17 protein-coding genes are annotated in these 16,489 nt (G+C 75.4%); 5 read left to right on the forward strand and 12 right to left on the reverse strand.

Going from position 1 to position 16,489, the window contains the following annotated elements:
- Positions 1-131: 131 nt before the first annotated feature.
- Entirely contained in the window at positions 132-878 is a 747-nt protein-coding gene (locus tag GEV43_RS35785) for an SDR family NAD(P)-dependent oxidoreductase (RefSeq protein ID WP_160825201.1), read from the forward strand.
- Positions 879-1,107: 229 nt separating this feature from the next.
- On the opposite strand, the gene GEV43_RS35790 is transcribed toward GEV43_RS35785, so the two are convergent.
- Both GEV43_RS35790 and GEV43_RS35795 read right to left on the reverse strand, forming a co-directional pair.
- Positions 1,108-1,608 carry an isoprenylcysteine carboxyl methyltransferase family protein gene (locus tag GEV43_RS35790; RefSeq protein WP_160825202.1) on the reverse strand — a complete coding sequence of 167 codons (501 nt, stop codon included), beginning with the start codon at positions 1,606-1,608 and terminating at the stop codon, positions 1,108-1,110.
- Between the two features lie 4 nt (positions 1,609-1,612).
- Entirely contained in the window at positions 1,613-2,689 is a 1,077-nt protein-coding gene (locus GEV43_RS35795; protein WP_309240115.1) for a 3-oxoacyl-[acyl-carrier-protein] synthase III C-terminal domain-containing protein, read from the reverse strand.
- Positions 2,690-2,926: 237 nt separating this feature from the next.
- Here GEV43_RS35795 and GEV43_RS35800 point away from each other — a divergent pair, with 237 nt between their 5' ends.
- Positions 2,927-3,280, forward strand: a complete 354-nt coding sequence (locus tag GEV43_RS35800) for an STAS domain-containing protein (protein WP_160825204.1) — start codon at positions 2,927-2,929, stop codon at positions 3,278-3,280.
- 77 nt (positions 3,281-3,357) lie between these two features.
- On the opposite strand, the gene GEV43_RS35805 is transcribed toward GEV43_RS35800, so the two are convergent.
- A complete protein-coding gene (locus GEV43_RS35805; protein WP_160825205.1) occupies positions 3,358-3,942 on the reverse strand; it encodes a sigma-70 family RNA polymerase sigma factor in 585 nt (194 codons plus the stop codon).
- A 268-nt stretch (positions 3,943-4,210) separates the two neighbouring features.
- Here GEV43_RS35805 and GEV43_RS35810 point away from each other — a divergent pair, with 268 nt between their 5' ends.
- Positions 4,211-4,453, forward strand: a complete 243-nt coding sequence (locus GEV43_RS35810) for a hypothetical protein (protein WP_160825206.1) — start codon at positions 4,211-4,213, stop codon at positions 4,451-4,453.
- A gap of 49 nt (positions 4,454-4,502) precedes the next feature.
- Here the strand turns inward: GEV43_RS35810 and GEV43_RS35815 are convergent, their stop codons facing one another.
- Positions 4,503-5,996 carry a SulP family inorganic anion transporter gene (locus GEV43_RS35815; protein WP_160825207.1) on the reverse strand — a complete coding sequence of 498 codons (1,494 nt, stop codon included), beginning with the start codon at positions 5,994-5,996 and terminating at the stop codon, positions 4,503-4,505.
- A gap of 274 nt (positions 5,997-6,270) precedes the next feature.
- Complete coding sequence (locus tag GEV43_RS35820; protein ID WP_160825208.1) at positions 6,271-6,675, reverse strand: hypothetical protein; 405 nt, start codon at positions 6,673-6,675, stop codon at positions 6,271-6,273.
- 240 nt (positions 6,676-6,915) lie between these two features.
- Here GEV43_RS35820 and GEV43_RS35825 point away from each other — a divergent pair, with 240 nt between their 5' ends.
- Complete coding sequence (locus tag GEV43_RS35825) at positions 6,916-7,857, forward strand: hypothetical protein (RefSeq protein ID WP_160825209.1); 942 nt, start codon at positions 6,916-6,918, stop codon at positions 7,855-7,857.
- Positions 7,858-7,921: 64 nt separating this feature from the next.
- On the opposite strand, the gene GEV43_RS48550 is transcribed toward GEV43_RS35825, so the two are convergent.
- The 7 genes from GEV43_RS48550 to GEV43_RS35855 form a co-directional block, all read right to left on the reverse strand.
- Complete coding sequence (locus GEV43_RS48550; protein WP_206681551.1) at positions 7,922-8,062, reverse strand: hypothetical protein; 141 nt, start codon at positions 8,060-8,062, stop codon at positions 7,922-7,924.
- Complete coding sequence (locus GEV43_RS35830) at positions 8,050-10,089, reverse strand: MMPL family transporter (RefSeq protein ID WP_206681552.1); 2,040 nt, start codon at positions 10,087-10,089, stop codon at positions 8,050-8,052. Before GEV43_RS35830 ends, GEV43_RS48550 begins: the two co-directional genes overlap by 13 nt.
- A 294-nt stretch (positions 10,090-10,383) precedes the next feature.
- On the reverse strand, positions 10,384-11,076 hold the full coding sequence (locus GEV43_RS35835; protein WP_160825210.1) for a response regulator transcription factor: 693 nt from the start codon (positions 11,074-11,076) through the stop codon (positions 10,384-10,386).
- On the reverse strand, positions 11,073-12,269 hold the full coding sequence (locus tag GEV43_RS35840) for a sensor histidine kinase (RefSeq protein ID WP_160825211.1): 1,197 nt from the start codon (positions 12,267-12,269) through the stop codon (positions 11,073-11,075). The genes GEV43_RS35835 and GEV43_RS35840 overlap by 4 nt, the downstream gene beginning before the upstream one ends.
- Positions 12,270-12,381: 112 nt before the next feature.
- Positions 12,382-13,014 (reverse strand): response regulator transcription factor, encoded by a 633-nt coding sequence (locus tag GEV43_RS35845; protein WP_160825212.1) that lies wholly within the window; start codon positions 13,012-13,014, stop codon positions 12,382-12,384.
- Positions 12,999-14,138, reverse strand: a complete 1,140-nt coding sequence (locus tag GEV43_RS35850; RefSeq protein WP_160825213.1) for a hypothetical protein — start codon at positions 14,136-14,138, stop codon at positions 12,999-13,001. The genes GEV43_RS35845 and GEV43_RS35850 overlap by 16 nt, the downstream gene beginning before the upstream one ends.
- On the reverse strand, positions 14,131-15,279 hold the full coding sequence (locus tag GEV43_RS35855) for a sensor histidine kinase (protein WP_160825214.1): 1,149 nt from the start codon (positions 15,277-15,279) through the stop codon (positions 14,131-14,133). Before GEV43_RS35855 ends, GEV43_RS35850 begins: the two co-directional genes overlap by 8 nt.
- Before the next feature lie 291 nt (positions 15,280-15,570).
- Here GEV43_RS35855 and GEV43_RS35860 point away from each other — a divergent pair, with 291 nt between their 5' ends.
- Positions 15,571-16,323, forward strand: coding sequence for an AfsR/SARP family transcriptional regulator (locus GEV43_RS35860; protein ID WP_160825215.1), 753 nt, complete (start codon positions 15,571-15,573; stop codon positions 16,321-16,323).
- The last annotated feature ends 166 nt before the right edge of the window (positions 16,324-16,489 follow it).

Below are 16,489 nucleotides of genomic sequence, written 5' to 3' on the forward strand. Positions count from 1 at the left end.
GCGGGCTTCCCTTCCGGATCAGGATCTGTAGCGTGGGGGCCATGCCTGTACGGGGCCGGCGGCGGCCCAGGCGGTGAGGTGGTCATGCGACGTAACGGACACGGTGCGCGCGCGGACGGCGGGGCCCGGCCGTGACCGGCGGGCGGACCGCCCTGGTCACCGGGGCCTCCCGCGGCCTCGGCGCGGCGATCTCCGCCGCGCTCGCCGCGGACGGCCTCGCCGTCGCCCTCAACTACCGCCGCGACCGCGGCACGGCCGAGGCGCTGCGCGACCGGATCACCGCCGCCGGCGGCCGGGCCGAGCTGTTCCAGGCCGACGTCACCGACGAGGCGGAGGTCGACGACCTGCACGAACGCGTCGTCAAGGAGCTGGGCCCGGTCGATGTGCTGGTGCTGAACGCGACCGGCCCGCAGCCCGAGGCCGCGGTCGAGGAGCTGCGCTGGCAGGACGTCCTCGGGCAGCTCGACTTCTTCGTCAAGAGCCCGCTGCTGCTCACCCAGCGGGTCATCGCGGGGATGAAGGAGCGCCGGTACGGGCGCATCGTGCACGTCGGATCCGACGTCGTCGCGGTCGGCCCGGCGCGCTCCAGCGCGTACGTCGCGGCCAAGTCGGCGCAGCTCGGGCTCGTCCGGAGCTGGGCGCGCGAGTTCGGCCCGTACGGCGTCACCGTCAACTTCGTCGCGCCCGGCTGGATCCCGACCGACCGGCACGAGGGCGTCCCCGCCGACGTCAAGGACGAGTACGCCGGGGCGCTGCCGCTCGGCCGCATGGGCGCGCCCTCGGACGTCGCGGGCGCCGTCGCGTTCCTCGCCTCCGACCGCGCCGCGTTCGTCACCGGCCAGACCCTCGCGGTCAACGGCGGAAGCACCTTCGGCTGACTCGGTAACGGAACGCGGCAGCCCTTTAACGGGCGGCCTTCGACCCTTCCGTGGCGCATATTTGACTGGCCTTGTGGCCGATGATTTCGTGCCTCGATTTCACGCGCGCGACGCCCGGAGGCCCCGTGGAATAAGGGGTCCGGGCACTTTCGGGCGCCCCCGCATTCCGGGTTTGCGTCCGTTCGGCGCGCGGACGGAGCCGGGCGGGGCGCGGCCGAAGGGAGGGCGGTCAGGCGAGGGCGGCGTCCTCGACGCGGACGCGGTGCCTCAGCAGGACGAGGTTCGCGACGGTGAAGACGAGCGCGGTGAGCCACGCCGTGTGGACCAGCGGCAGAGCGACGCCCTCCGCGACGACCGCCACGTAGTTGGGGTGGCGCAGCCACCGGTACGGGCCGCGTTCCACCAGCGGCATCCCCGGGACGATGACCACCCGCGTGTTCCACTGCCGTCCGAGCGTGGTGATGCACCACCACCGCAGGCCCTGCGCGAGGACGGTCACGGCGAGCATCGGCCAGCCGAGCGCCGGGACGAACGGGCGGTCCAGCCCCCACGCCTCCAGCGGCGCGCCGGCCAGCAGCCCGGCGTGCACGGCGACGATCAGCGGGTAGTGGCCGCGGCCGTGCTCGACGCCGCCGAGCCCCCGCGCCCACGCGAGGTGCCGCCGCGCGAGGACGAGCTCCGCGAGCCGTTCGGCGGCGACCAGTGCGATGAGCAGGAGGTAGGCGGCCACGGGATCACCAGCGCAGCAGGACCAGCTCGGCGGAGAACCCGGGCCCGAGCGCCATGAGCAGGCCGGGCTCGCCCGCCGGGGGCCGCCGGCGCGCGATCGTCTCCTGGAGCACGTTCAGCACCGACACCGACGACAGGTTGCCGATGCCCCGCAGCGAGCGCCAGGTCAGGTCCAGCTCTCCGCCCTCCAGCCCGAGCACCTCGGCGATCTTGTCGATCACCTTCGGCCCGCCCGGATGGCACACCCACGACGTCAGCTCGCCCGGCGTCAGGCCGTGCTCGCCGAGGAACGCCCCGACGTCGCCGGCGAGCCGCTCCTCGACGAGGTCCACGAGGTCGGCGGCGAGGACGATCCGGAAGCCGTGCGCGCCGACGTTCCAGCCCATCAGCCGCTCGGTGTCCGGGTAGAGCCTGCTCCCGGTCGCCACCACGCGCGGGCCGGGCCGGTCGCGCGAGCGCCACGGGCCGTCCGCCGCGCGCTCGGCCGCCTCCCGCCCGCCGCCGACCGCGACCGCGGCGGCGGCGCCGTCCCCGAACAGGCCGCTGCCGACGAGGTTGGCGGGCGAGGCGTCGCCGAGCTGGACGGTGAGCGAGCACAGCTCGACGCAGACCAGCACCGCGACCTGCTCGGGCCAGGCCCGCAGGTAGTCGTGCAGCCGCGACAGCCCGGCGGCGCCGCCCGCGCAGCCGAGCCCGAACACCGGCACCCGCCTGACGTCGGCGCGCAGCCCGGCGCGCTGGGCCAGCTTGGCGTCCAGCGACGGCGTCGCGAGGCCGGTGGAGGAGCAGAAGAGGAGGTGGTCGACCTCGGACGGCCCGATCCCGGCCTCGTCCAGCGCGCCCCGGACCGCGCGCTCGCCGAGGTCGAGCGCCGTCGCGATGTACGCGTCGTTCGCGCCGGTGAAGCCGCCGAGGTCCTCGTACTCCTCGATCGGCAGCGCCAGGCTGCGCCCGCTGACCTGGGTGGCCGCGTGGAAGCGCTCGATCAGGCGCGGGTCGGCGCCCGTCAGGCGGGCGCACAGCTCGGTGATCTCGCCCTGCTCGTAGCGGTGCTCGGGCAGGACGGTCCGCACGGCGGCCACGCGCACCGCCCTACGCCGCCCTCGGTCGTCGCCGGCCGCCCATCGTCCCGCCTCCTCCGGTGAGAAGATCCATCCCGTGTCCCGTACCCGCGTCCGCCGGGTGACAGGCCCTGATTGCCAGGTCTTGACCGATGCAACGCAAGATCGGATGGTTGGGGCGGCATGCCCGGTGATGCCGGGTACTGTCCTGAACGTGTGCGTTCATTGGCGTCCGGGGATGACCGCCGAGGGGGGAAGATGGCGGAGACCGTGATCGTGACCGGCAGGGCCGAGGGCGCGCGCGCCGTCATCACCGTGGCCGGGGAGCTGTACCTCCCGACCATGCAGCAGGCCGAACGCGACATCCGCGCGGCCCGCAAGGAGCTCGGCGAGCACCTGGTGTTCGACCTCGCGGCCCTGGACTTCATCGACTCGACCGGCCTGAACACGCTGGTCAAGCTCTACCTGGCGGCCGAGGCCCGCGGCGGCAGCGCCGCGTTCGCCGGCCCGCTCGCCGAGCAGGTGGCCCGCGCCTTCGAGATCAGCAACCTCGGCCACCGGCTCAGGATCCACCCCTCCGTGGACCACGCCCTCCGCACCGGCCGCGGCTGAGGCCCGCCGCCGGCGCGGGAAGCCGACGCCCGCCGCCGGCGCGGGAGGCCGAGGCCCGCCGCCGGCGCGGGAGCGGGTCAGCGCGCCCCCGCGAAGTTGCGTTCGCGCGCGTAGCCTTCGAGCCTGGAGCGCAGACGCCGCCGCCCCCGGTGCAGTCGCGACATCACCGTCCCGATCGGCACGCCGGTGATCTCGGCGATCTCCTTGTAGGAGAACCCCTCGACGTCGGACAGGTAGACGGCCATGCGGAACTCCTCCGGCAGCTCGCGCAGCGCGTCCTTCACCTCGGTGTCGGGCAGCCGTTCGAGCACCTGCGTCTCCGCCGACTTCAGCCCGCCGGGCGTGTGCGCCTCGGCCTGCGCGAGCTGCCAGTCCTCGACCTGCTCGGTCGCCGAGCGGGCCGGCTGGCGCTGGCGCTTGCGGTAGCCGGTGATGAACGTGTTGGTGAGGATCCGGTACAGCCACGCCCGCAGGTTGGTGCCCTCCTGGTACTGGTGGAACGAGGCGAACGCCTTGGCGTAGGTGTCCTGCACCAGGTCCTCCGCGTCCGCGGCGTTCCTGGTCATCCTGAGCGCTGTCCCGTAGAGCTGGTTCAGGTACGGCACGGCGTCGCGCTCGAAGCGGACCTGCCGGCGCTCCAGCCCCGGTTCGGTGAGTGTCATGTGGAAGTCCCTCGATGGGCCGGGCCGGCACGGCTCCGGCGGCGATGGAGGTACCGCATGTCTCTCTTCCCCCCTTTGTCCCCAGGTGTTCGGCGTGCCCGTTATGCCGCATCACTAACGCGCCGTGCAACCTCCCCGCAACGGGCCGTACGGCATCCTGGCCCGTTCGGACGGCGGAACCGGCCGGGCCGCCGCGCCCGCCGCGCTCGCGCCGCCAACGTCCGGATCGTTCGGAAGAAGGGATATGGGACCGGCACGACGACACCGCGTGACCCCGGGCGTGGCGCGGGGGGCGGCGCGGTTCTGGGCGGGGGTGCGGTACCGGCTGCTCGACCGGTACGCGCGGTGGCACTGGCGGCGCGAGGAGAAGGCGGACCGCGCCGCGCGCCGTCCCCCGCCCGCCGACCGTGAGCGCGCCGCGCCCGCGGCATCGACGCCCCCGGCCGGGCAGGGCGCGGTCGCACCGTTCCTTATCGAACATGTGTGCGAACCGCGCCCTGCCGGCCCGTGATGCGGGCGGACGGCGCGTCAGGGGAGCGGCCGGGGCCGCCCCTCCTCGCTCACGCGGGCGGGGCCGGGGAGGCCGCGGCGACGACGACGGGTTCGGGGCCGGTCCGGCCGCGGCGGTCGGCCCAGGTGGTCAGGGCGGTGCGGCAGGCGTGGTCGAGGTGGCGCAGCCCCGACAGGTCGAGCTCGATCGGCCGGTCGCGGGGGAGCGCCTCCAGCCGGTCGAGCAGGTGCGGCAGCCGCAGGAACGTGGCGTTGCCCGCGACCGCGACCCGTACGGCGTCCCCGTCGCCCCCCTCGTCGTGGACGTCGAGGTGGACGTGCGAGGTCTCCCACGCCGTCTTCACCACGGCCAGCAGCAGCCCGAGGAGCACGCCCTCGAAGAGGTTGAGGGCGGTCACCGCCACCGCGGTGGCCACCAGGACCAGCGCCTCGCCGCGGTGGTCGCGCCACAGCGGCGCCAGCCCCGACGTGGGGATCAGCTTCCAGCCCGCGTGCACGAGCACGCCCGCGAGGACGGCGAGCGGGATCAGCCCGAGCGCGGCCGGGAGCAGCGCGGCGAACAGCAGCAGCCAGAGCCCGTGCAGCACCCGCGACGCCTTCGTGCGCGCGCCGGCCTGCACGTTGGCCGAGCTGCGCACGATCACCGCCGTCATCGGCAGCGCGCCGAGCGCGCCGCACACGGCGTTGCCGGTGCCCTGCGCGATGAGCTCGCGGTCGTAGTCGGTGCGCGGGCCGTCGTGCATGCGGTCGACGGCCGCCGCGCTGAACAGCGTCTCCGCCGACGAGATGAGCGCGAACGCCAGCACCGTGCCGAGCACGCCCACCTCGGCGAGCCGCGCGAAGTCGCCGATCCCGGGCGGCTGGACGGCGCCGAGCAGGCCCCGCACCTCCAGCTTCGCCACGGGCGCGTCGAACGCCAGGGCGACGGCGGTCGTCAGCGCGACCGCCGCGAGCGGGCCCGGGACCTGCCGCGCCTTCGCGGGCAGGCGCGGCCACGCGGCGAGCACGGCGATCGTCCCGGCGCCGAGGGCGAACGCCGCGACCGCCTCCGCCGAGCCGGCCCCGTCGAGGACGAGCTCCGGCAGCCCGGCGAGCTTGGCGACGCCGGACCCGGGGGCCTCGGCGCCCGCCATCGCGTAGAGCTGCCCGGCGATGATGGTCAGGCCGATCCCGGCGAGCATGCCCTCGACGACCGCCACCGAGATGGCCCGGAACCACCGGCCCATCCGCAGCGCGCCGAGCGCGAGCTGGAGCGCGCCCGAGGCGAGCACCAGCACGCCGAGCGCCGCGACGCCGTACTGCTGGACCGCGTCGTACACGAGCACGGTCAGGCCCGCCGCCGGGCCGCTGACCTGGAGGCTGCTGCCGGGCAGCAGCCCGGTCACCAGCCCGCCGACGATCCCGGTGACCAGGCCGAGCTCGGCCGGGACGCCGGAGGCGACCGCCACGCCCACGCACAGGGGCAGCGCCACCAGGAACACCACGAGGGACGCGGCGACGTCGCGCCGCGGGAAGGACAGGGGCCGTTCGAGTTGGGGGAGCATCGGATCCTCGTTCAGGGAGTGAGAGCGGGGACGATCACAGCGTGCGGACGGTGCGGACGGTCAGGGCCGCCCGTGCGGCTATGTCGGAAGGGCCGGGCGGGGCCGGTGGATGAGGGCATGCGAAACACCTCCAGGGGCGCGCGACGCTTCGTTCGCGGGGCGCATCGATGGAGTGGACGGCGGGCCGGGCGGCCGTCACCGCCGGGAACCGGACAAGGAGGGGAGAGCGGCTTGCCGGACGTCCGTCAGGGAACGGCGCGGCAGCGGCGGCCGCTCAGCAGCGGAAGACCTGGAGCAGGGCGGAAACGTTCCCTGCCGCCCGTCTGCCGGCCGCGTGCACGAGACCGGTGGCGCGGCGGGGCGCGATGCTCTCGCCGGTGGCCGCGACCTCGGTCGCCGGCGGCATGCCCACGGGGGCCTTGGCCCAGCGCGGGACGAGGCATTCGCGCGCCGCGTCGACCGTGCCCCGCTCGGGCGTCTCGTGCGGTGCGCGCTCCTGCTCGCATCCGCGCTCGTGCTCGGTGGCGACGGCGGTCGGCGGGTTCCCGGCGAGCGCGGGGGCCGGCGTGCCGTCGGCGCCGGCGCTCTGGAGCGACGCGCCGAGGACGAGGTGCAGGCAGCCGCACACCGCCAAGACCACGAGGGCCGCGGCACGTTGCGCCTTCCCGCTCCGTGTCACGTGGTGACGCTCCCCGTTCCGTCGGCGTTGCGTGCCGTTCCGCGCTGACCGTGGTGCTCACACCAGGATAGGGCTTGGTCACCCGCCGCGTTCAGGTCCGGACGGTGAATATGTGGCAACTCACACGCGACACGATCTACCGGCGTTCCGCGACCGCCACTCGATTTCCGTCCGGCCGCTAATTTCGGGCGGGCGAAAATGGATGTGGAAAATAGGTTTGAATTCTGCCAGACTCCGGGCATGTCGCTCCGATACATCGGCTCCGGCCCGTACTGCTACGCGAATTCCCTGGCGATGGTGCTGGGGGACGGCGCGCCGCCGCCCTCGGTCATCGAGGTGCTGACCGGCTCGCCGTTCGGCCTGCAACTCCACCAGGGGCGCACGCCCTACTTCGACCCCCTCGGCTGGGATCCGGGCATCGGCGTCGACGCCGCCCTCGGCCTGCTCGGGTGGGACTCCCGCCGGACGGGCGGAGGGACCGCCGACGAAGCGGCGGAAAGGCTGCGCGAGGAGGCCCGGAAGGCGCCGGTGCTCGTCGGCCCGGTCGAGATGGGGCTGCTTTTTCATCAACCAGAGGCGAACGGCGCCATCGGCGCGGACCATTTTCTCGTCGTCACGGGTATTGAAAAGAACACCGTGCTCATGCACGACCCGCACGGCCATCCGTACGCGACGCTGCCGATGGACGATTTCGTGGCCGCCTGGCGTACGGACACGATCGACTATCCGGCGGAGTCGTTCACCATGCGGACGGATTTCAGGCGGGCGCGGGACGTGGGCGTTCCGGCCGCGCTGCGGGGGTCGGTCGCGGACGCGAGGCGCTGGCTCGACGGCCCGGACGCGGCCCCGCCCGACGGCTCCCTCGCCAACGCCGCCGCGGCCGAACGCCTCGCCGAACTGGTCGAGGCGGGCCTGGACCCGGATGTTCGCGCGCACCTGGTGCACTTCGCGGTGCGCGTCGGCGCGCACCGGCTCGCGGACGCCGCGGCTCTGCTCGCCGGCATCGGCCTCGCGGGCGCCGCGCGGATCGCCGCCGTCCAGGCGCGGCTGGTCGGCGGCCTCCAGTACCCGCTGGTCGCCGACGACCGTCCGGCCGCGGCCCGGATCCTGCGCGAGCTGGCCCCGACGTACGCCCGCCTCCGCGAGGCCCTGGACGAGCCGCTGACCGCCGTCGGACGGTAGGACGGGCGCCGCTGCGGGGCCCCGGCACGCGGGGCCCCGCAGCGGGGCTCAGGAGGCGACGGGCTCAGGAGGCGACGGGCTCGGGACGGCGCTCGGGCTCGGGCTCGGTGGCCGGGCCCTCCACCGACAGGTGGGGGAGCCTGCGGTCGAGCCATGGCGGCAGCCACCAGTTGGCCTTGCCGAACAGGTGCATCACGGCGGGCACGAGGACCGTCCGCAGGATGAACGCGTCGATGGCGACGGCCGCGGCGAGGCCGACGCCGAACTCGGCGATGGCGCGCTCGCCCCGAACACGAACGCGACGAACACCGCGATCATGATGGTGGCGGCGGCCGTGATGACCCGGCCCGTCTCGGCCTGGCCGACGACGATCGCGCGCCGGTTGTCGCGGCCGTGCACCCACTCCTCGTGCATCCGGCTGACCAGGAACACCTGGTAGTCCATGGACAGCCCGAACAGGATCGCCAGCATGATCACCGGCAGGAACGCCTCGACCGGCCCGGCCGCGCCGAGCCCGAACGGCTCGGACCCCCAGCCGAACTGGAAGAACGCGACGACCACGCCGAACGACGCGGCGGCGGCGAGCACGTTCATCACCGCCGCGGTGAGCGGCACCAGCAGGCTGCGGAACGCGATCAGCAGCAGCAGGAACCCGAGCCCGACGATCACCGCGAGGAACAGCGGCAGCTTGCCGGTGAGCACGTCGGCGAAGTCGTCGAAGATCGCGGTCTGGCCGCCGACGTGCACCCGCAGCGCGGTGCCCTTCTCGGCGGCCGGGATCACGTCGCCGCGCAGGCGCTCGATCAGGTCGGCGGTCTCCTTGGACTGCGGCGAGGTCGTCGGGAAGACCTGGACGATGCCGAGCGGCGCCCCCGCCTTCGCGGGCACGGGCGCGACGGACGCGACGCCCTCGGTCCCGGCCAGCGTCCGGACGAGCCCGTCCAGCGCCCCCCGGTCGGCGCTGGACGGGGTCTCGGCGACCAGTTGCAGCGGCCCGTTGAACCCGGGGCCGAACCCGTCCGCCAGCAGGTCGTACGCCTGCCGGGTCGTGCTGGAGGCCGGGTTGTTGCCCGCGTCGGACGACCCGAGCCGCAGCGACAGCACCGGCACCGCCAGCACCGCGATGACCACCAGCGAGACCGCCGACAGGGCCTTCGGACGCCGTTGCACCACGCCGGCCCAGCGCGCCCAGGCTCCGGGCGCCGGGGGGCCGGCGGGGCGCCGGCGCTCGCGGCGGCTGAGCGCGCGGCGGCCGATCACCGCGAGCATCGCGGGCAGCAGCGTGACCGCCGCGAGGACGGTCGCGACGACGGTGGTCGCGGACGCCACCGCCATGCCGTTCAGGAAGCTCATGCCGAGCACGAACAGGCCGAGCAGCGCGATCACCACGGTGGCGCCGGCGAAGATGACGGCCCGTCCGGAGGTGTTCACGGCGTTCACGACGGACGCCTCGACGTCCATGCCGGCCTTCAGGTTGGCGCGGTGCCGGGTGACGATGAACAGCGCGTAGTCGATGCCGACGCCGAGCCCGATCAGCGCGCCGAGGATCGGCCCGATCTCCCCGATGCTCACCACGTGGGTGAGCAGCGTGACGGTCATCAGGCCGGTGCCGACCCCGGCGATCGCGGTGAAGATCGGCAGCAGCATGGCGAACAGCGACCCGAACGCGATGAACAGCACGATCGCGGCGGCGACCACGCCGACCAGCTCGCTGCTCGACGGCGCGGCCTGCTCCACCTCCGCGATCGCGTCGCCGCCGAGCTCGACCCGCAGGCCGTCCCCGCGCGCCGACTCGGCCGTGTCGATGAACTTCTGGACCTCGGCCTTCTCCAGCTCCTGCGCCTGCGCCGTGAAGGTGAACGCGGCGTAGGCGACGTGCCCGTCCTTGCTCACCTGCCCCGCGCCGGGACGGGAGTACGGGCTCGTCACTCCGGCGACGCCGGGCAGGTGGGAGAGCCGGTCCAGCGTGGCGGCCATCTTCGACCTCACGGCGGGGGAGCGGACGTCGCCGTCGCTGCGCCACACCACCGACGCGTTCGCGCCCGACTGCGCGGGCATCGACCGTTCGAGCAGGTCCATGGCCTTGGTGGACTCGGTTCCGGGCAGCGAGAAGGCGTTGTCGGACTTGGCGCCCGCGGCCGTCGAGGCGACGCCCAGGCCGACGAGCGCGGCGACCCAGAGCAGTACCACGAGGAGCCGGTGGCGGTAGCACCAGTGGGCGAGAGTGGACAAGGCGGAGCGCTCCTCCGGGAGGGGACGACGGGGATCTCCCTCAGCCTGCTCGACCGCCACCCGCCGTCCCGTCCGCCTGCCGCAGGGTCTTGCCGCTACCGCGATCGCGGTACCCCGCTACTCCGCCGGGGCAGACCTGGCGCCCGCCCTACGCCTCCCGGCCGACCCGTCCCCGCACGCCCTCCTACCAGCGGCACCCCCCGCCACCGCCGCACGCCATCGGACCCGCCGAACGGGACCCGCCTGCGGGACGGGGCGGGCGGCGCGGGCGGCGCGGGCGGGTCAGCGGGCGGGTCAGCGGGTCGGGGCGGGGTCGTCCGGGGCGGGGAAGCGGGCGGCGGGGCGGACGAGGCCGGTCTCGTACGCGATCATGACGAGCTGGGCGCGGTCGTGCGCGCCGAGCTTGGTCTGCGTCCGGTTCACGTGCGTCTTGGCGGTGGACGGGCTGATCCCGAGGCGGTCCGCGATGTCGTCGTTGGTCAGCCCGGCCGCCACCATGATCATGATCTCGCGCTCGCGGCCGGTGAGGGCCTCCAGCCGCTCGCCGGAGACCAGGGCGTCCTGGGCGGGGCCGCGCAGGAACCGGGCGATCAGCGTCCGGGTCGCCACCGGCGACAGCAGCGCCTCGCCGCGCGCGACGAGGCGGATGGCCTGCTGGAGCTCGACGGGTTCCACGCCCTTGCCGAGGAACCCGCTGGCCCCGTTGCGCAGCGCCGCGAACACGTACTCGTCGATCTCGAACGTGGTGAGCACGAGCACCCGGACGCCGGGCAGCGAGGAGGTGATCCGCCGGGTCGCGGTCAGGCCGTCCGAGCCGGGCATCCGCACGTCCATGAGGACGACGTCGGCGGACGGCGCGAGCTCGACCGCCTCCCGCCCGTCGGCGGCCTCGCCGACGACCTCCAGGTCGGGCGCGGAGTCGACGAGCACCCGGAAGCCGGCGCGGACCAGGGCCTGGTCGTCGGCGAGCACCACGCGGACCGTCACGCGCCCGCCCCCGGGTGCGGCAGGGACGCGCGGACCTCGAACCGGCCGTCGCGGTGCCCCGCGCCGAAGGCCCCGCCGACCGCGAGCGCCCGTTCGCGCATGCCGATGATGCCGTGCCCGGAGTCGGCGGGCGGCGACGGCGCCGCCGGGTTCCCGACGACGACCTGGAGCGCGTACGGCCGGTAGTCGAGGTGCACGGCGGCGAACGGGCGGGACGCGTGCCGGCTCGCGTTCGTCAGCGCCTCCTGGACGATCCGGTAGGCGGTGAGGTCGGTCGCCGACGGCAGGTCCACGGGCGTCCCGGTCACGTCGAGGTCGATGACCAGCCCGGCGGCGGTGAACCCGGCGACCAGGTCGGGCAGCCGGTCCAGGCCCGGGGACGGCTCGGCGGACGGCTCGTCGGGCGTGCCCGGATGGCGCAGCAGCCCGATCGTGGTCCGCACCTCCTCCAGCGACGACCGCGCGGCCCGCCGGATGTGCGCGAGCGACTCGCGCGCCTGCTGCGGCTCGGTCTCCAGGACGTGCGCCGCGACGCCCGCCTGCACGTTGATCAGCGCGACGTGGTGGGCGAGGACGTCGTGCAGCTCCCGGGCGATCCGCAGCCGCTCGTCCAGGACGCGCCGCCGCGCCTCCTCCTCCCGGGTCCGTTCGGCCCGCCGGGCGCGCTCCTCGACCTCGGCGATGTAGGCGCGCCGGTTGCGGACCGCGTCGCCCGCCGCCGCCGCGCCCGCGCTCTGCGCCGCGAGCGCGACGATCTCCGGGCCGAGCCAGAACCCGACGCCGAACACCCAGCCGGTCGCCACCAGCGCCGCCGCGACCGCGACGGCCGCGACGACGGCGCGCTGCCGCGTCCCGGTGAGCGCGACGGTGTAGAGGGCGATGTCGGTGGTGAGCATCAGCGGGCTCTTCATCCCGCCGGACGCCAGGTAAGCGGCCATGCCCGCCGTGGTGACGGCGAGGACCGCCACCGGCGCCCGCCGCCGGAACGTCAGGCTCGCGCAGACCACGGCCCCGACGAGCGCCCCGCGCAGGGTGAGCCGCTGGAGGTCGTGCTCCGAGGACAGCACGGGCACGAGCAGCGCGAACCCGTACACCGCGAGGGCCAGCAGCCCGTCCGCCGCCTGCGGGTGCGCCCGCCCCGAGGCCCGGACCCGGGCCAGGCCCGGCCGCTCGAACGCCCACGGTTGGGACATGCCCGAACGATACCCGCCCGCCCCCTTCCTCCCGCTCACCCCCACGACCCGCCGAACGGAGGCCGCACGCGGCGAGCAAGGCGCACCGGACAGGCCCTGGTCGTCACAGGCCCTAGTCGTCGAGGATGCCGTCGCGTTGGGCTTCGCGGTAGAGGGTGATCCTGGTGGTGGCCTCGCGGCCCGCTCTGGAGTACTTCTCGCGGGCGCGTTCGAGGTACTGCTTGACGGTGTGCTCGCTGATGCCCATCTGCCGGGCGACGGCGGCGCGGGTGAGGCCGCCGAGCCACAGCCGCATGGTGCGCAGCTCCTGCTCGGAGAAGCTCGGACGGCACGGGCCCGACGTGGCGAGCATCGCCCCCGCCTCGGACGGCGTGGTGTACGTGCCGCCCTCCGCGACGGCGAGGATGGCCTCGACCAGGTGCTGCTGGCCCTCGTTGGACTCCTTGCGGATGTAGGCGCGGGCGCCCGCGCGTTCGGCGCGCTGGACGATGGCGGCCTCGGTGTGCTGGGAGAACACCACGATGCGGTGCCCGGCGGCGGCGAGCTCGGCGATGCGGTCGAACATCAGCTCCCCGCCGATCCGCAGGTCCACCACCAGCACGTCGCCCGCGGGTTCGAGGCCGTCCAGGCTCGCGGCGGTCTGCACGACCTCGATCGGGCGCGGGTCGTCCTCGATCCAGGCGCGGACGCCCGACAGGACCACGTCGTGGTCGTCGATGACGGAGACCGTCACGATTCCCGCCATCGGGCCTCCACCCAGTGCAGGTCGTCGTCGTGGTCGGTGACGAGCGTGACGCCGTCCCGCGCCGACCCCCGCGGCGGCAGCGCCAGCTCGCCGTCGCCGAGGACCGAGACGCTCACCTCGTCCGGCCCGGTGGACACGACGGTGACGCGCGCGTACCGGCGGGTGGACGCGAGCGCGGCCAGCGGCGCCCGCGACAGCGCCGTCCCGGTCCGGTCGGGCAGCCGCGGCGGGTCGCCGACGGAGGCGACGTCGACCACCACGCCCCGCCGGACGGCGTCGTCGATGCCGGGCCGCAGCGCCCGCATCACCGGGTCGGGGACGTCCTCGCGCTCGGTCAGGACGTGCCGCAGCGCGGCCTCGGCGGCGGCGCACCGGCGGCGCAGCTCCGGGTCGGACGGGTCGGCGGTGCCGTCGGCGAGGCCGCGCAGCAGCGGCTCGACGACCGTCCGCGCCGACCGGTAGCGGGCCCGGCGGGCGGTGACGACCTCGGCGATGACCGCCTCGCGGTTGGCGATCTCCCACTGCTCGGCCGCCGCGTCCGCCGCCAGGCCGCCGCTGTCGCGGAAGACCCGCGCGCCCGCGAGCAGCGCGAGCTGGACGCTCGCCGACGCGTACACCAGGGTCACCACGCCCGCGACGTTGTGCCTGCTGAGCGCGTCGCCCGCGCACAGGACGGCGAGGACGACGCCCGCGTTCGCGAGCAGCACGGCGACCAGCTCGCGCGCCGGGCGGCGCAGCAGGAGCAGCACCGCGATCATCCCGGTCGAGGTCCAGCCCCAGTCGATCTTGAGGAGCAGCGCCTCCGGGCAGGCCGCGGCGACCGCGGCGCCGGCCGCGAGGTCGGCGGCGGTCAGCGTCCACGCGACCCGCCGGGACCGGCCGCCGCGCAGCAGCGCGGCCGCGCCCGCCGCGATGATCAGCACCTGGGCCGCCCAGGCGGCCGCCGCCGCGGCCGGCGGGCGGAAGTGCGGGAGGTAGACCAGCAGCGCCGTGCCCGCCGCGACGACCTGCCACAGCACCACCGTGCTCACCACCGCGACGTCGAACGCCCGGTGGAACCTCGGCACGAACGGCGCCGCCGCCGGCGTCCCGGACGGCGGTTCGGACCCGGGCGGCTCAGACATGGGGCCACCACAGCACGACCCGGGTGCCCGCGCCCGGCCGGGACCGGACGGCCGCGCCGCCGCCGACCATCGCCATCCGGTCGGAGATCGAACGGCCGATGCCCTGCCGTCCGGCCGGGACGGCGGCCGGGTCGAAGCCGCGCCCCCGGTCGGACACCTCGACCACGACGACGCCGTCGCGCCGCTCCGCGCGGACCGACGCGCGGCCGGTGCCCGCGTGCCGGGCGACGTTGCGCAGCGCCTCGCCCGCCGCGCCCGCGAGGGCGGCGGCGACCGGCTCCGGCACGAGCAGCGGGTCGCCCCCGCGCGCGCCGGGCGCGGCCGGGCCGCCGCGGTCGGCGACGACGTCGGGGACCGCGGCGGCGCACGCGTCGAGCCGTTCCAGCAGGTCGGCCTGGCCGCCCTCGGCGAACGGCGCGGCGGCGGCGAGCGCGGACGCCTCGTCCGCCCCCTCCGTGCCCGCGAGGACGTCGAGGGCGCGGGCGGCGCCGCGGCGCAGGGCCGGGCCGCCCGAGCCGCCGCCGGCCGTGGCGACCATCGACAGGACGGTGAGCACCGAGTCGTGCATCAGCGCGCGCTGGTGCCGGTCGTCGGCGCGGCGCGCGGCGGCGACCCGGGCCCGCTGGCGGTCGCGGTCGCGCTCGCGGGCGGCCCGGTCGGCCTGCCGGCCGCCGTGCCGCAGCAGCTCCATCAGGGCGCAGACCACCGCGGCCTGGGCGACCAGCACCCGGATCTCGCTCGTCAGCACCGGCGCGCCCGCCGCGTACGCGGCGATGACCAGCGCCGCGAGCGGGAGCCCGCCGAGGGGCCGCAGCGCGAGCTGGGCGACGCACACCGAGGTGCCGGCGAGCATGATCCCCCAGGTGGTCTCGTCGGTGACGGCGCCGGCGGGGATCAGCTTCGGCTGCGCGAGCAGCGCGAGGGAGACGGCGGCGGCGTCGGCCGCGACGAGGGGGAACGTCATGCCGCGCCGTACCGCCGAGACGCTGAAGAACGCGGACCAGCACGCGAGCGCGCCGAGCACCCCGGCCTGCCAGCCGCGGGAGACCTCCGCGCCGGGGCCGATCGCCGCCGCCGCTGCGGCCGCGATCACGCCGCCGCAGCGGAACGCGACGGCGAAGGGCAGTACGGAACGGGCCAAAGCGCGGTCGGAGGGCTCGGTGCCCCTGAGGGCGAGGGATGTCAGGCGCCGGGGGAGCGGGTGAAGGCCATCGGGCTGCGCGTTCATCCTCGGTATTCGGCTTGAACCGTTCGCCCATTGATATCACCCGGTGAGCATCCGACACAGCGGCCGCGCGAATCGTTGACCCCCGAACGGGGGTCATGACAAGCCGTGCGGAGGCTCGCACACTGGGGCCTTGCGGGCCGCGTACGGGCCCGCATCGGGGTTGCGTATCACCAGGGGAGTGACATGCAAGGGGTGTGCTTCAGGGTGCTCGGACCGTTCGAGGCCACCGTCGACGGGCGGCGGACCGGACTGCCGAGGGGCGGCCAGCGCGTGCTGCTGGCCACCTTGGTGCTGAACGCGAAGGAGGTGGTGCCGGTCGAGCGGCTGCTCGACCACCTGTGGGGCGAACGGCTGCCCGACCAGCCCCGGGGGGCCCTGTACTCCTGCCTGTCGAGGCTGCGCACGTGGCTCGACCGCCAGCGGCCGGGGGCCGCCGAGCTGCTCGCGACGTCGTCGGGCGGGTACGTCATGGAGGCCGGACCGGAGTCGCTGGACCTGCTGCGCCACCGCGAGCTCGTGCGGGAGGCGGAGGCCGCGGGCGAGAACGGGGACCTCGCCGAGCGGTCCGCCGCCCTCCAGGCGGCGCTCGACCTGTGGCAGGAGCCGGTCCTGCCGAACGTCCGGTCCGACTCGCTCCAGCGGGAGGAGGTCCCCCGGCTGACCGAGGAGTACCTGCGCACGGTCGAGCGGCGCTGCGAGGCCGGACTCGCGCTCGGCGAGAACGACGGGGTCGTGGCCGAGCTGCGGACGCTGACCGGCCGCTACCCGTTCCGCGAGCGGCTCTGGCGCCTGCTGATGCTGGCGCTGGTCCGGTCCGGGCGCCGGGTCGAGGCGCTCAGGGCGTACCGGCAGGTGAGCTCCCAGCTGCGGGACGAGTTCGGCGTGGACCCCGACCTCGAACTGCGCCGCCTCCAGGTCGCGATCCTCAGGGACGACCGCGCGGTCATCGCGCGGTAGGGCGCCGCGACGGCGCGCCGTGGTGCGGGCCACGGCGCCGGTCGCGGTGACCGGTCGCGGGACGAGCGCGCGGCGACGGGGCGCGCGTCCGTCCCGCGACGACCGGATCGGGCCGCCGGACCAGGTCTCTGATCGCGACGACCGGATCGGGCCGCCGGGCCGGGTG

Source organism: Actinomadura sp. J1-007 (genome assembly GCF_009793335.1).
Lineage (GTDB): Bacteria > Actinomycetota > Actinomycetes > Streptosporangiales > Streptosporangiaceae > Spirillospora > Spirillospora yumaensis.

Bases quoted from the DNA above. Each gene is read 5' to 3' on its own strand.
- GEV43_RS35800 (WP_160825204.1), top strand. From the start codon at position 2,927: ATGGCGGAGACCGTGATCGTGACCGGCAGGGCCGAGGGCGCGCGCGCC.
- GEV43_RS35805 (WP_160825205.1), bottom strand. From the start codon at position 3,942: ATGACACTCACCGAACCGGGGCTGGAGCGCCGGCAGGTCCGCTTCGAG.
- GEV43_RS35815 (WP_160825207.1), bottom strand. From the start codon at position 5,996: ATGCTCCCCCAACTCGAACGGCCCCTGTCCTTCCCGCGGCGCGACGTC.
- GEV43_RS35825 (WP_160825209.1), top strand. From the start codon at position 6,916: ATGTCGCTCCGATACATCGGCTCCGGCCCGTACTGCTACGCGAATTCC.
- GEV43_RS35840 (WP_160825211.1), bottom strand. From the start codon at position 12,269: ATGTCCCAACCGTGGGCGTTCGAGCGGCCGGGCCTGGCCCGGGTCCGG.
- GEV43_RS35845 (WP_160825212.1), bottom strand. From the start codon at position 13,014: ATGGCGGGAATCGTGACGGTCTCCGTCATCGACGACCACGACGTGGTC.
- GEV43_RS35850 (WP_160825213.1), bottom strand. From the start codon at position 14,138: ATGTCTGAGCCGCCCGGGTCCGAACCGCCGTCCGGGACGCCGGCGGCG.